The 13,653-nt window shown below is 46.5% G+C and carries 13 protein-coding genes; 9 read left to right on the top strand and 4 right to left on the bottom strand.

Translation table 11 applies throughout. The features are described from left to right. Positions 1 to 73: 73 nt before the first annotated feature. Positions 74 to 292, top strand: coding sequence for a translation initiation factor IF-1 (infA, locus tag Q1A08_RS01320; RefSeq protein WP_166844410.1), 219 nt, complete (start codon positions 74 to 76; stop codon positions 290 to 292). A 161-nt stretch (positions 293 to 453) separates the two neighbouring features. Here the strand turns inward: infA and clpA are convergent, their stop codons facing one another. Beyond that, positions 454 to 2,727, bottom strand: coding sequence for an ATP-dependent Clp protease ATP-binding subunit ClpA (clpA, locus tag Q1A08_RS01315; RefSeq protein WP_299768589.1), 2,274 nt, complete (start codon positions 2,725 to 2,727; stop codon positions 454 to 456). 346 nt (positions 2,728 to 3,073) lie between these two features. Continuing rightward, on the bottom strand, positions 3,074 to 3,460 hold the full coding sequence (gene clpS, locus Q1A08_RS01310) for an ATP-dependent Clp protease adapter ClpS (RefSeq protein WP_299768587.1): 387 nt from the start codon (positions 3,458 to 3,460) through the stop codon (positions 3,074 to 3,076). 269 nt (positions 3,461 to 3,729) lie between these two features. Here clpS and cspD point away from each other — a divergent pair, with 269 nt between their 5' ends. Continuing rightward, positions 3,730 to 3,984: a cold shock domain-containing protein CspD gene (cspD, locus tag Q1A08_RS01305; RefSeq protein WP_299768584.1), complete on the top strand. Its 255-nt coding sequence runs from the start codon at positions 3,730 to 3,732 to the stop codon at positions 3,982 to 3,984. A 226-nt stretch (positions 3,985 to 4,210) separates the two neighbouring features. On the opposite strand, the gene Q1A08_RS01300 is transcribed toward cspD, so the two are convergent. Then, on the bottom strand, positions 4,211 to 6,436 hold the full coding sequence (locus tag Q1A08_RS01300; RefSeq protein ID WP_299768581.1) for an NADP-dependent isocitrate dehydrogenase: 2,226 nt from the start codon (positions 6,434 to 6,436) through the stop codon (positions 4,211 to 4,213). Between the two features lie 192 nt (positions 6,437 to 6,628). Here Q1A08_RS01300 and Q1A08_RS01295 point away from each other — a divergent pair, with 192 nt between their 5' ends. From Q1A08_RS01295 to Q1A08_RS01265, 7 genes are all read left to right on the top strand, one after another. Beyond that, positions 6,629 to 7,297: a pseudouridine synthase gene (locus Q1A08_RS01295; RefSeq protein WP_299768578.1), complete on the top strand. Its 669-nt coding sequence runs from the start codon at positions 6,629 to 6,631 to the stop codon at positions 7,295 to 7,297. Positions 7,298 to 7,379: 82 nt separating this feature from the next. Then, the gene (locus Q1A08_RS01290) at positions 7,380 to 7,835 is read left to right on the top strand and encodes an NUDIX hydrolase (protein ID WP_299768575.1); all 456 of its coding nucleotides are present in this window, start codon (positions 7,380 to 7,382) and stop codon (positions 7,833 to 7,835) included. Between the two features lie 130 nt (positions 7,836 to 7,965). Continuing rightward, complete coding sequence (gene mnmA, locus Q1A08_RS01285; protein ID WP_299768572.1) at positions 7,966 to 9,114, top strand: tRNA 2-thiouridine(34) synthase MnmA; 1,149 nt, start codon at positions 7,966 to 7,968, stop codon at positions 9,112 to 9,114. A 14-nt stretch (positions 9,115 to 9,128) separates the two neighbouring features. Next, positions 9,129 to 9,758 carry a high frequency lysogenization protein HflD gene (gene hflD, locus Q1A08_RS01280; protein ID WP_299768569.1) on the top strand — a complete coding sequence of 210 codons (630 nt, stop codon included), beginning with the start codon at positions 9,129 to 9,131 and terminating at the stop codon, positions 9,756 to 9,758. A gap of 169 nt (positions 9,759 to 9,927) precedes the next feature. Then, on the top strand, positions 9,928 to 11,292 hold the full coding sequence (gene purB / locus Q1A08_RS01275; RefSeq protein WP_299768567.1) for an adenylosuccinate lyase: 1,365 nt from the start codon (positions 9,928 to 9,930) through the stop codon (positions 11,290 to 11,292). Positions 11,293 to 11,322: 30 nt separating this feature from the next. Continuing rightward, the gene (locus Q1A08_RS01270) at positions 11,323 to 12,471 is read left to right on the top strand and encodes a cupin domain-containing protein (protein ID WP_299768565.1); all 1,149 of its coding nucleotides are present in this window, start codon (positions 11,323 to 11,325) and stop codon (positions 12,469 to 12,471) included. A gap of 12 nt (positions 12,472 to 12,483) precedes the next feature. Then, complete coding sequence (locus Q1A08_RS01265; protein ID WP_299768562.1) at positions 12,484 to 12,906, top strand: GNAT family N-acetyltransferase; 423 nt, start codon at positions 12,484 to 12,486, stop codon at positions 12,904 to 12,906. A gap of 37 nt (positions 12,907 to 12,943) precedes the next feature. Here the strand turns inward: Q1A08_RS01265 and Q1A08_RS01260 are convergent, their stop codons facing one another. Beyond that, the gene (locus Q1A08_RS01260) at positions 12,944 to 13,645 is read right to left on the bottom strand and encodes a flagellin (RefSeq protein WP_299768559.1); all 702 of its coding nucleotides are present in this window, start codon (positions 13,643 to 13,645) and stop codon (positions 12,944 to 12,946) included. Positions 13,646 to 13,653: the final 8 nt, after the last annotated feature.

Genomic DNA, 13,653 nt, shown 5'->3' with positions numbered 1-13,653 from the left:
CAAAATGCCGCCTTCTTTTTTAGGGGCTCTTGCCTATTAGCCCATCGTTTGAAGAGATCGAGGAAAAGGCCGAATGGCAAAAGAAGACAATATTGAGTTAGAAGGTACCGTAATTGATACCCTGCCCAACACCACCTTTCGTGTTGAGCTAGAAAACGGGCACGTGGTTACCGCACACATTTCAGGTAAAATGCGTAAAAACTACATCCGCATTTTAACCGGCGATAAGGTAAAAGTTGAGCTTACCCCATACGATTTAAGCAAAGGCCGTATTACCTACCGAGCTCGCTAATCGAATACCCATAAAAAAACTCCAGCCTTTCAGCTGGAGTTTTTTTATGGGCGTAATTTTTAAAGCTTAAGCGATATCAGACTCGATTAAAGCGCGCAATAAATAAGATTAAAGCCGGAAGCAAAAACACTGCTATCCAGCTTTATATTTCTCTATCAGATCTACTCACTTACCTCTTGTACACGCTCTTCTTCTAGGCGCACTTTCAACTGATCACCATCCACCTCAAGATAAGCAGTACCGCCAGCCTGAGACAAGCCGCCAAACAAAATTGCTTCAGCTAAAGGCTTTTTAACTTTTTCACGAATCAGTCTCGCCATTGGGCGAGCGCCCATTTTTTCGTCATAGCCGTTTTCAGCCAGCCATTGACGAGCTTCTTCACTGGCCTCTAACTGGACGCGTTTCTCATCCAATTGAACTTGGAGCTCAACCAAAAACTTATCAACCACGGTTTTGATAACCTCTAGAGTCAAGGCACCAAACTGGATAATAGAATCCAAACGGTTTCTAAACTCTGGGGTAAACAGCTTCTTAATGGCTTCCATACCGTCAGTGGTATGATCCTGCTTTGTAAAGCCCATAGAGGCCCTACCCATATCCTCAGCACCGGCGTTGGTGGTCATGATTAAAATAACATTTCTAAAATCAGCCTTGCGGCCATTGTTATCTGTCAAAGTACCGTGATCCATTACCTGTAGCAGCAAGTTAAAGACCTCTGGGTGCGCTTTTTCGATTTCATCAAGCAGAACGACACTGTGCGGATTCTTGGTTACCGCCTCAGTTAACAAGCCACCTTGATCAAACCCAACATAACCCGGGGGGGCACCAATCAAACGCGAAACCGTATGGCGCTCCATATATTCCGACATATCAAAACGAATCAGCTCAACGCCCATTGCCTTTGATAACTGACGGCATAATTCTGTCTTACCGACACCCGTAGGGCCAGCAAACAAAAAGGAGCCGATAGGCTTATCTGGCGTGCCCAAACCTGCGCGCGAAAGCTTGATCGCCGTGGCCAAATCCATAATAGCTTCATCTTGACCAAAGACCGTAAGTTTAAGATTCTTTTCCAATTCCTGCAGCTGTGCTTTATCAGATGTTGAAATAGTTTTTGGAGGAACTCGCGCAATTTTAGCGATAACGGATTCAATATCTCCAACACCAATTAATTTCTTGCGCTTACTTTCAGGCTGCAACTGTTGAAATGCGCCCGCCTCATCAACTACATCAATGGCCTTATCTGGCATAAATTTATCTGAGATATATCGCGCAGCTAATTTCGAAGCTGTAAGCAAAGCCTTATCGGAGTAACGCAAACCATGATGCTCTTCAAAGCTTGCCTTTAGCCCCTTGAGAATTCTATAAGTCTCATCAATTGATGGCTCATTCACGTCAACTTTTTGGAAACGCCTGGATAAGGCTCGATCCTTTTCAAAGATGCCACGGTATTCGGTGAATGTTGTGGAGCCCATGCAACGCAACTCACCAGAACTAAGTAAAGGCTTTAGCAAATTAGAAGCGTCCATCACACCACCTGAAGCCGCACCGGCGCCAATAATAGTGTGGATTTCATCAATGAATAAAATTGCACCTTCGCGTCGCTTAAGCTCAGCCAGCAGCCCCTTTAAGCGCTTTTCAAAATCACCACGATATTTGGTGCCAGCCAACAAAGCTCCAAGATCTAAAGAATAAACAACGCTATCGGCTAACACTTCAGGCACTTCGCCATCAACAATACGCCTTGCTAAACCCTCAGCAATTGCCGTCTTACCAACACCAGACTCACCAACAAGCAAAGGATTATTTTTACGACGACGAGAAAGAATTTGAGCCACGCGCTCAAGTTCTTCAGCCCTACCGATCAAGGGGTCGATTTTTCCTGCTTTAGCCTGCTCATTAAGATTACTGGCATAGGATTCCAATGGACTACTAGCCGCCCCCTCTGATTCACTTTCCTCTGAACTTTGTCCTTGTTCACTTTCCATGGATTGACCAGCCATTTTCGATATGCCATGAGTGATATAGTTCACGACATCGATTCGCGCAATATTTTGCTGCTTTAAGTAATACACCGCCTGACTTTCTTGCTCGCTAAAGATAGCAACCAAAACATTGGCGCCGGTAACCTCATCATTACCGGAAGATTGAACATGAAAAACAGCCCGCTGTAACACACGCTGAAAACCCAGAGTCGGCTGAGTTTCTCGCTCTTCGTCATTTTCTGGAATTAGAGGAGTGGTCGAATCTACAAACTCGACAAGATCTTTTTTGAGTGCTTCCAAATCAGCACCACAAGCTCTAAGAACCACCGCCGCAGACTCATTATCTATAAGCGCAAGCAACAAGTGTTCTACCGTCATAAACTCATGACGTTTGTTTCTAGCGCCTTTGAAGGCGGTATTTAAGGTTGATTCTAATTCTTTACTAAGCATCACAATGCTCCATCAAAGTACAGCCTGAGTGTCGACTAGGTTTAAAGCCATAATATCGACATTTTTAAATACCCTTATATTCCTATGAGTATTCTGCCCACTGCACCATTAAAAAGTAGCAAAACTCCCCGCCCTATAGGTTTACGCCCTAACAAGCAAAGCAATTTGGTTCTTTATAAGTGGCAGAGTTATTTAACTGCCTTTACTATCATTTTTTAATAAACCAAAAGTTCAATTTCACCATTTGCATTCCAACTTAAGACAAACGGTCGACGCTTTCAACATTTGCCTAAGTAAAATTTTGGCACCTACAATGTCACATTGCCAAAAGTAACTTTAGAAATACTTAAGGGTTATCTTCCTCATCATCACTATCATCAGGCTCTATTTCACACCATAGCGGGTGTTCATTATCCTGTGAATACTGGTTGACCTGTGCCGATTTGGTTTCAGCGATATCTCTAGTATAAACCCCACAAACAGCGCTGCCTTCAGTATGAACCTTTAGCATCACACGCGTAGCACTTTCAGGGTCAAGTCGAAAAAAGTTACACAGCACTTCGACCACGAAATCCATGGGGGTGTAGTCATCATTCAACATGATAACCTTGTACATTGGAGGCTTTTTCAGTTTCGGCTTAGCTCTTTCTAATACCGTACCACCACTCCAGTGTAAATCATCGCCGGAATCTCTAGACGACAACTTAACATCTGGGAAAATTCGTTCACTCATAATGATTAATTACTTTCTTTAGACGTATTCCAACTAATATTTATATTGTAACCCATCCTGCAGTTATATCCGATGCCAATTGTCTTGACTTCTCGCACTCAATTGTTATAACTAGCCAAGAGTGGGGAGCGTATTTGTAATGGAATAACTTGAAGTTTAATTTAAAACTCATTAAGAAGTTTAAATTAATAGCATCATAATGAGCCCTACTCTTGAAACGGATGTTCAACACTTACTTATAATAAAACGACAGTTAAGGGAAATACGCCATGTCTACGGGTACCGTGAAATGGTTTAATAACGCCAAGGGTTATGGGTTTATTTTGCCGGACGAAGGTTCGGGTGATTTATTTGCACACTATTCAGCCATTGATATGGATGGATATAGAACCTTGAAAGCTGGACAAGCGGTCACTTTTGATACCGCCAAAGGCGATAAGGGAATGCACGCTATCAATATACGATTAGCCGAATGCGATAAATCCAGCCAAAGCAAAACCGAACAAAATCTGCAGGAAGCTTAAGCCAATGGCCAGCTGGCGGCTGACGTTGCCAGCTCGTGTCTAACTTGAGCCCAATCAAGTCCCTACTCCACAGCTGGGCGCATTCGCACACCCCTCATTCATCCACTAATGCAAGCCATCTAAACTCCGCCAGCTTATTGAGCTTATCAGCCTAAAAACGTTGCTCACGCTTTTTTCTGGCACAAAAAAGGGGCCTAAGCCCCTTTTTCACGCCTCGCAACTTATCTTATAGCGCTGCTAAAGCATTATTAAACAGCTCACTAGGACGCATCGCCGCGGAAGCCTTATCATCATCCATGCGGAAGTAACCACCCAAATCAATTTCATCACCTTGAATGTCATTTAGCTGCGCTACAATGGCCGCCTCATTATCAGATAATGTCTTAGCCAAAGGTGCAAATGCAGCCTGCAGCTCGGCATCCTCAGTTTGCTCAGCCAAAGCTTGCGCCCAGTACATGCATAAGTAGAAATGACTGCCGCGGTTATCCAACTCTTTAACCTTACGAGATGGAGACTTGTTTTCATCCAGAAACACACCGTTCGCCTTGTCTAAAGTATCAGCCAAAACCTGAGCTTTCTTCATATCAAAGGCATGCGCTAAGTGTGCAAAAGACTCAGATAAGGCTAGGAATTCACCCAATGAATCCCAACGCAAGTGACCTTCTTCAACAAACTGCTGAACGTGCTTAGGCGCTGAACCACCGGCACCTGTTTCAAACAGGCCACCCCCATTCATCAATGGTACGATAGAAAGCATCTTGGCACTGGTGCCAAGCTCTAGAATTGGGTATAGATCCGTAAGGTAATCACGCAATACGTTACCTGTTACAGAAATGGTATCTTGGCCACGACGAATTCGCTCTAAAGAGAACTTAGTGGCGTCAACTGGAGACATGATATGAATGGCCAAGCCATCGGTGTCATGCTCTTCTAGGTACTTGTTAACCTTAGCAATTAAGTTACTGTCATGAGCTCTGTTTTCATCCAACCAGAAAACAGCTGGACTGCCGCTGGCACGAGCACGGTTAACAGCCAACTTAACCCAGTCACGAATCGGGGCATCTTTCACTTTACACATACGGAAGATGTCGCCCTGCTCTACTTCCTGTTCCATCAGGATATTGCCCTTAGGATCAACAACCATGATACGGCCACGACCTGGCGCAAGGAAGGTTTTGTTATGAGAGCCATACTCTTCAGCTTTCTTAGCCATCAAACCGACGTTTGACACACTACCCATAGTTGAAGGATCAAAAGCACCATTAGCCTTACAATCTTCAATTACTGACTGATAAACACCGGCATAGCAGCGATCTGGGATAACCGCTTTAGTGTCGTGCAACTCACCATCAGGGCCCCACATCTTACCTGAATCACGAATCATGGCAGGCATAGAAGCATCTACAATGATGTCACTAGGTACATGCAAGTTAGTGATTCCCTTATCAGAGTTGACCATAGCCAATTCTGGACGGTTCTTGTACAAAGCTTCGATATCAGCACGAATAGCTTCTTGCTGATGTGGACGCAAGTCTTTGATCTTATTATAAAGGTCGCCAATACCGTTATTTGGATCTACACCCAAGTTCTCTAATAATGTTTCATATTTATCAAAGACTGGCTGATAGAACTCATGAACCATATGGCCGAACATGATTGGGTCAGAAACCTTCATCATGGTTGCTTTAAGGTGCAAAGACAGCAGAATTTCATCTTGCTTAGCTTCTTCAATCTGACCAGCCAAGAAAGCACGCAAAGCCTGGCGATTCATAACCGCACAATCTAGAACCTCACCCACCAAAACTGGAGTCTTCTTACGCAAGACTTTAACAATGCCATCATCACCAACATATTTGATGACAACATTACCTTTAAATTCAGACACATGGGACTTTTCGCTGCCGTAGAAGTCACCGTGACTCATATGGGCTACGTGAGATTTTGAATCGGCGGTCCACTTACCCATGCGATGACTGTTCTTTTTAGCATAAGCCTTAACAGACGCCGCCGCACGACGGTCAGAGTTACCTTCACGCAGTACAGGGTTTACGGCACTACCTTTTACCTTGTCGTACAAAGACTTAATCTTTTCCTGCTCAGCATCTGCCGGCTCTTCCGGGTAGTCCGGTAATGGGTAACCCTTTACCTGAAGCTCTTTAATAGCCGCTGTTAACTGCGGGATAGATGCTGAAATATTAGGCAGCTTAACAATATTGGCCTCAGAAGTTTCAGCTAGATCGCCCAGCTCTGCCAAGGCATCGTTTTGGCGCAATTTCGCAGGTAGGTAATCTGACATGGTAGCAATGATGCGACCAGCCAGTGAAATGTCGCGAGTTTCTACTTCTACGCCAGCCTTTTCTGCGAAAGCCTGTACGATAGGTAGAAGGGAATAAGTCGCCAACGCAGGCGCCTCATCAGTAAGGGTGTAGATAATTTTAGGTGTTTCGGACATTGTATCTCCCTAGCGTCCTTATATAGCTGGCGTCGATTCTTGGTAAAAATGCACTTGCTGAGCAAGGCCACCAACCGCTGGACATTGAGTATTGCTTTATGGGTGAGCGATTTTTGCGGGCGCGATAATAACACCGGACAGCCCTCAGGTATAGGTGGTAAAATTACAACAATAGTCTAAATAAGCGATTCCATGGCACAAATCATCCTATTTAATAAACCCTATAACGTCCTAAGTCAGTTTACTGATAAGGATCAACGCCCCACTCTAATGGAGCATTTAGCCGACTTTAAAGGCTTCTATCCCGCCGGGCGACTGGACCGCGACTCAGAAGGCTTACTGTTACTTACCGACGATGGCCAACTCCAACACCGCATTAGCCACCCTAAGCAAAAACTGGAAAAGACTTACTGGGTGCAGGTAGAGGGCACACCAGCCCAAGAGCAGCTTCAGCAGCTCCGCAATGGCATCACCCTCAATGACGGGCCCACACGGCCTGCAAAAGTCAGAGTGATTGCTGAGCCAGAGTGTTTATGGCCCAGAACACCACCGATTCGAGAGCGTAAAGACCAGCCAACGCAATGGCTTGAGATTAGTATTAGTGAAGGCCGAAACCGTCAAGTCAGACGCATGACGGCTGCAATTGGGCACCCGACACTGCGCTTAGTTCGCTCTGCCATCGGCCACTGGAAACTGTCGGATCTACAACCTGGTCAATACCAGATCGATCAGGTTCATTTACCCAAGCCCGACGATAACGGAAAGCGCCAGACTAGCCCCCGCGGGGCCTACAGAAACAACAGCCGCAGCAACACAAGACAGCAAGCCAAAAACAAACGTCAAAGCAGCAAAAAGCGTTGAAGCCTGATTCGATTCATTAGATTATAAGATCAAAGGCCAATGCTTGCCGAATCATTTTGTCAAAAAACTACAAGTTTTAGATATGAGCGCAAATGCACCACACTGCACTGTAGCCACAGTGGTAGAAAGACAACAACGCTATCTACTGGTACTCGAAGAGCGCAATGGATGCTTGCTGTACAACCAGCCTGCCGGTCACCTAGAGGCTGGCGAGTCACTTATTGAAGCCGCACAGAGGGAAACATTGGAAGAAACGGCTTGGAATGTTCAAATCAAATCCTACCTTGGTGTAAGCCTATATCGCGCACCGAGTAATGGCATCACCTATGTACGCCATAGTTTTGCAGCTCGTGCCATGGGCTTTAACCCCGAACTCAGCCTTGACCAAGGTATAGTCGAAGCCGTTTGGCTATCGATCGATGAAATTGACCGAATAAAAGACCAACTAGCTAGCCCACTGGTATATCGTGACATACTGCAGTTTAGGGCAAACAAGCTCTACCCCCTTGAAATGGCCCATACCTACATCGCCCCTTAGAAACCTCTAGTGCACACAGACCAAGGGTAAAGGCATGTAAGGGCCACCCCAGCGGTTGGACAGTTTGGCCATGCAACAGTAGAATGCGCCCCCTATTTTGAAAGATGTCATTTGTCATACAGCAGCCCCCATGAGCCCAAACAGCAAACCTAACGCCCAAACCAAAGTCATTGTCGGCATGTCCGGTGGTGTCGACTCCTCTGTCTCAGCCCTTTTGCTGATCCAGGCCGGTTACCAGGTTGAAGGCTTGTTTATGAAAAATTGGGACGAAGATGATGGCAGTGAATACTGTACGGCAAAGGACGATCTGGCTGACGCGGAAGCGGTCTGCAATAAGCTGGGCATAGAGCTACATAGTGCCAACTTTGCCGCTGAATACTGGGACAATGTATTTGAGCACTTTTTAGCGGAATACAAGGCGGGCCGAACCCCAAACCCCGACATACTCTGCAACCGCGAAATTAAGTTCAAAGTCTTTTTAGACTATGCTGAGCTGCTTGGTGCGGATTACATTGCCACTGGTCATTATGTAAAACGCGTAGACCAGAACGAGCGCACCTATCTAGCGAAAGGCCTAGACAACAACAAAGACCAAAGCTATTTCTTGCACGCAGTAAGCGAGGCTGAGTTTGCCAAGTCCTTATTCCCCGTTGGCGAGCTAGAAAAGCCCGAGGTTAGAGCACTTGCCGAAGAACATGGGCTCGTTACCCATAACAAGAAAGACAGTACCGGTATCTGTTTTATTGGCGAGCGCCGCTTTAAGGACTTCCTCGCCCAGTACCTACCTGCCCAACCAGGTGTAATCGAAGATCTCGATGGTAATGAGCTGGGCCAGCACAGCGGCTTGATGTATCACACCATCGGTCAGCGCCAAGGATTAGGCATTGGCGGCGTTAAGGGTCAAGCCGAAGCGCCTTGGTATGTCGTCGACAAAGACTTGGAAAGAAATGTTCTTCTGGTCGCGCAAGGAAGTGACCACCCCCGACTATACAAGCACTCTCTAAAAGCGAGCCAGTGCCACTGGATAGGCGACAACCCTTGCGCTAATGGCGCCACCTTCCATGGGCAAGCCAAAATACGCTACCGCCAGGCCGATCAGGAGTGCTGGGTAAAAGCCAGCACCGACGGCGAGCTGCAGGTTAATTTTGCAGAGCCCCAGCGTGCCGTAACCCCTGGACAGTCTATTGTGTTTTACCAAGGTGAGATATGCTTAGGTGGAGCAGTTATCGATCAAGCCTTTGACCAAACATATAGCGAGCTTGAACAAGCGGCTAACTGAGTTTCTAGATTTTTATGGCAAAGAATTGGCAAGATGTAAGCCTAGCGCTGGCCGGAGTATTTCAAAGCACCGCCCTAGTTGACCAGATCGCCCGCAGCGGCTACTTGCCAAGCGAGCCATACCAATGCGCCATTGCTAGCTTATTTGAGCAGAACCCCCGTAGCACCGAAGCCGTCTATGGAGGTCCCCAAGGTTTGGACATGGGGCTTCGAATCATGGCACAACTGTTAGATAACAGGCCTGACAAAGAACACCCCAATACCATGCGCTACGTCATGGGCGTGCTCCATCTGCAGAAAAAACTCAGCAAAGATGCACAATCATTGAGCTTCATTGCTGAGCGCCTAGCGCACAGCCAGCGCCAAGCTGAGCATTTTGACAATGTCACCCACGATAGCGTTATCGCCAATATCGCCAGCGCTTACAGTGAAAGCATCAGCCGCTATAAGTTTAGAATTCAGGTGATGGGAGACGCTAGTTACCTGCAGCAACAACGAATCGCTGAGCAAGTAAGGGCGCTGTTGCTTGCAGCCATTCGCAGCGCAACGTTATGGCGGCAAGTTGGCGGCAGCCGGCTGGATATCCTATTTCATCGCAAACGTTTATTGCGAGCCGCCGAGAACTGGCTGCAAGAAATCAATTAAAGCAACAACGTTTACCCTCTAGAACGACGAAACCATTAAATTCAGGCGGTATTTCAGGTAGAATGCCGCAGCTTAAATTATCGGTCTAGGCGCGCCCATAAAGGGCCCGAAGCTAGTGTCTAGCTTATGTCTTGACCCCAACCTTGCCAGAAAACTGTGAGCCCCTGCTATGAGCCTTACCTCTCTGAATGCTGTATCCCCTATTGATGGTCGTTACGGCAGCAAAACCAGCGATTATCGCAATATTTTCAGCGAATTCGGTCTAATCCACGCCCGTGTGGAAGTTGAAGTACGCTGGCTGCAACGTTTATCAGAGCATCCACAAATTCCTGAAGTGAAACCTTTCAGTGAGGCCAGCAACGAACTGCTTAATAGCCTGGTAAGCGATTTTAACAAAGAGCATGCTGCTCGTATCAAAGAAATTGAGCGCACTACCAACCATGATGTAAAAGCTGTTGAATACTTCATTAAAGAACAGTTCAGCGGTAATGACGAGCTGCTAGCAATCAATGAGTTTGTGCATTTTGCCTGTACCTCAGAGGATATTAACAACCTGTCTCACGCACTAATGCTCAAACAAGGCCGTGAAGTTTTAGTACAGCAAATGCAAGAGATTTATGATGGCATCGGACAAATGGCAAAGGATTTTGCAAGCGTACCAATGCTATCACGCACCCACGGTCAAACCGCTTCTCCAACCACAGTTGGCAAGGAGATGGCTAACGTAGCAGCTCGCCTTGGCCGTCAAATCCAGCAGGTAAAAGCAGTAGAGTTGCTGGGTAAAATTAATGGTGCGGTGGGTAACTACAACGCCCACTTAAGTGCCTACCCTGATGTGGACTGGCAAGCAAACGCTCAAACCTTTGTCGAAAGTTTAGGGCTTAGCTGGAACCCGTACACCACGCAAATTGAGCCACACGACTACATTGCTGAGCTATTTGATGCAATCGCTCGCTACAACACCATTTTGCTCGACTTCGATCGTGACATCTGGGGCTATATTGCTTGGGGTTACTTTAAGCAAAAAACAATCGCTGGTGAAATTGGCTCTTCAACCATGCCCCACAAAGTAAACCCGATCGACTTCGAAAACTCTGAAGGTAATCTGGGCTTAGCCAATGCGATCTTTCAACATCTAGCGGCTAAACTGCCCGTTTCACGTTGGCAGCGCGATTTAACCGACTCTACCGTACTGCGTAATATGGGTGTTGGCTTCGCCTATAGCGCTATTGCTTATGCTTCCACCCTAAAAGGCATGGGCAAACTTGAGTTAAACACCGCACGCTTAGCTGAAGACTTAAACAATAGCTGGGAAGTATTAGCCGAGCCTATTCAAACCATCATGCGTCGCTATAACGTTGAAGGTGCCTATGAAAAGCTGAAGGACTTAACCCGCGGACAAGCTATCAACCAAGACACCATCAAGGCTTTTGTAGAAACCCTTGATGTACCAGAAGAAGCAAAAGCGGCCATGCGTGAGCTGACGCCCAGTAACTATATCGGCAATGCCATCAGCCAAGCCGAAAATATTTAATCGCTCAGCAAACTATTAGACGGGCAAATAATGAGCCATAAACTCAGCAAGCTTGGTGATATTTCAGTAGAACAGTTTCTTAGTGAATACTGGCAACAAAAGCCCCTACTGATACGCCAGGCTTTGCCCGGCTTTGAAACCCCTATTAGCCCAGATGAAATGGCTGGGCTCAGCCTTGAGGAAGAGATAGAGTCAAGGATTGTTCTTGAAAGCCATCAGGACAAGTCTTGGCAATTGCTCAAAGGGCCTTTCGAAGAAACGCTTTACCAAGAGCTGCCAGATCGCAATTGGACACTGCTGCTGCAAGCCTTGGATTTGTACATTCCAGAGCTCAAGGATTTACGCGAAAGATTTCAGTTTTTACCCGACTGGCGCCTTGATGATGTTATGGCAAGCTTTGCGGTTGATGGCGGCAGTGTTGGACCACATTACGATCATTACGACGTATTTTTATTGCAGGGCTATGGCAAACGCCATTGGCAAGTCGGCCAAAGTTGCAATGAAGATTCCGCACAACTCGCCGGAACCCCACTGAATATTTTGCAAGAATTTCAATGCCTAGAAAGCCATGTTTTAGAACCCGGAGATATCCTCTATCTGCCGCCTAAAGTGGCACACTGGGGAATCGCCCAAGGAGATTGCATCACCTATTCCGTGGGTTTTCGAGCACCTAGCCAAGCACAACTTATCGAAGAACATTTTCAATCGCTGGCCGAGAGCTTCAGTGAGTTTCAGCGCTATCAGGATCCAAGTATTAAAACTCGTGCACACAGTCACGAATTGCTGGGTGAAGATATAAAACGTGTACAAGATATTTTGCTGGAACGTTTAAAAAGTTCTCCAGAAGAAATTGCCCAATGGTTTGGCCGCATGTTAAGCGAAACCAAATATTGCAATGAAGCTGGCCTAACTGAAACTCCGAGCGAGCTGCCAGAGTATCTAATTAAAGCCAGTGAAACGCGCTGTCTATTTTTCCGTAAACAAGATGGTAGCGCCGAGCTTTTTGTTAATGGAGAACAGCTACATTGTCCTGTGCAAGTTGCTATAGATATCTGCGAACAAGATACACTTATCTGCCAAGACGTGATCGAACAGTTCGAAAAATATGAGTCTGGGCTTAGCTTTATACAACAACTAATAAGCCTTGCTGCCTATTACGAAGATCAAGACGACTACTAAGCGGAACAGTCTATGAGCATAGAAATATCGAAAGTTGATTGGGCCGATGCAGAAACACAGCTCATGGCAATACGCCGCGAGGTTTTTATCGACGAACAAGGCGTGCCAGAACAGGAAGAATTCGACCCAAAAGATCCGCAGTGCGTGCACTTTTTAGCGACCAATGAAACAGGGAAAGCAGTAGGCACCTCTCGATTATTGCCAGGCGGACAAATTGGGCGTATGGCAGTACTGCAATCAGAACGAGGCACAGGTCTAGGCGCAAAGCTACTATTAGCGGCCGTTGAATACGCCTTAGAAAAAGGATATACCGATATTTTCCTACACGCTCAGACACAAGCGATTGGTTTTTATGCGCGCTACGGCTTTGTCGCAGAAGGGCCGGAGTTCATGGACGCGGGCATCCCGCACCGCAATATGGTTTATCAAAGATAAGGCTTAACATCTTTATTTTAGACTGTTGTCGATCAGCCTAAATGAGCTGATCGATAATAGCCCCAGCTTGTTCGTTTTTTTCTTTTTGCAGGGTTATTTGTACCTGCTGCAAGGTCTGCTGCTTACTTTTTTCACTCACAGCCTGAGCATAATCCGTATCGGAAAGGCGGCTTTTAGCGGCTGACAGATTAATATTACTGACCTCGTAATTATTAACTCGCGCTTCCAAACCATTGCTTTGTGCTCCTAGATCCGAAGCTCTCTCCAGCAAGCGGCCCTGCAGATCATCAAGCGCAGATAAATTATCTTCCACTGAGCCTGATAAATTAAGTTCCGAAAGAAACGCCTCAGCCTCGGCATCGGTACCAAAGCCCTGTGCCGCCAGATCATTAACGGTCTCAACGATATTATCAGCCTCAGGCTGTAAAGAAGCTGCATCACTGGTACCATTTCCGGACTGCAATACTAACTCGCGGGCGCGCGCTACACCTTCGAGAGCGCCTTTTAAATAGCCCTCTGATATCTGATTGAGCCCAATTTGATCACCAAGATTTCGGCTAAGCACCGTATTCTCTCTTATCTGAGAGTCAAAACGGGTATCTTGAGCAAGGCCCGCCGCATCATCGGCTGCGGAGTTAATGCGGCTTCCACTGCCGAGCTGGCGAATGCTATCGCTCAGCTCGCGATTATTACTGCTGAAACTTGGAGAGAAACCACCAAAGTCATTGATTCCAGGCATCACAAAAC

This window comes from uncultured Pseudoteredinibacter sp. (assembly GCF_947500695.1).
Taxonomy (GTDB): Bacteria; Pseudomonadota; Gammaproteobacteria; order Pseudomonadales; family Cellvibrionaceae; genus Pseudoteredinibacter.
This window is presented reverse-complemented; position numbering and strand designations above follow the sequence as displayed.

Bases quoted from the DNA above. Each gene is read 5' to 3' on its own strand.
- mnmA (WP_299768572.1), top strand. From the start codon at position 7,966: ATGAGCCCAAACAGCAAACCTAACGCCCAAACCAAAGTCATTGTCGGC.
- clpA (WP_299768589.1), bottom strand. From the start codon at position 2,727: ATGCTTAGTAAAGAATTAGAATCAACCTTAAATACCGCCTTCAAAGGC.
- Q1A08_RS01270 (WP_299768565.1), top strand. From the start codon at position 11,323: ATGAGCCATAAACTCAGCAAGCTTGGTGATATTTCAGTAGAACAGTTT.
- infA (WP_166844410.1), top strand. From the start codon at position 74: ATGGCAAAAGAAGACAATATTGAGTTAGAAGGTACCGTAATTGATACC.
- hflD (WP_299768569.1), top strand. From the start codon at position 9,129: ATGGCAAAGAATTGGCAAGATGTAAGCCTAGCGCTGGCCGGAGTATTT.
- cspD (WP_299768584.1), top strand. From the start codon at position 3,730: ATGTCTACGGGTACCGTGAAATGGTTTAATAACGCCAAGGGTTATGGG.
- purB (WP_299768567.1), top strand. From the start codon at position 9,928: ATGAGCCTTACCTCTCTGAATGCTGTATCCCCTATTGATGGTCGTTAC.
- Q1A08_RS01295 (WP_299768578.1), top strand. From the start codon at position 6,629: ATGGCACAAATCATCCTATTTAATAAACCCTATAACGTCCTAAGTCAG.
- Q1A08_RS01300 (WP_299768581.1), bottom strand. From the start codon at position 6,436: ATGTCCGAAACACCTAAAATTATCTACACCCTTACTGATGAGGCGCCT.
- Q1A08_RS01260 (WP_299768559.1), bottom strand. From the start codon at position 13,645: ATGCCTGGAATCAATGACTTTGGTGGTTTCTCTCCAAGTTTCAGCAGT.
- clpS (WP_299768587.1), bottom strand. From the start codon at position 3,460: ATGAGTGAACGAATTTTCCCAGATGTTAAGTTGTCGTCTAGAGATTCC.
- Q1A08_RS01265 (WP_299768562.1), top strand. From the start codon at position 12,484: ATGAGCATAGAAATATCGAAAGTTGATTGGGCCGATGCAGAAACACAG.
- Q1A08_RS01290 (WP_299768575.1), top strand. From the start codon at position 7,380: ATGAGCGCAAATGCACCACACTGCACTGTAGCCACAGTGGTAGAAAGA.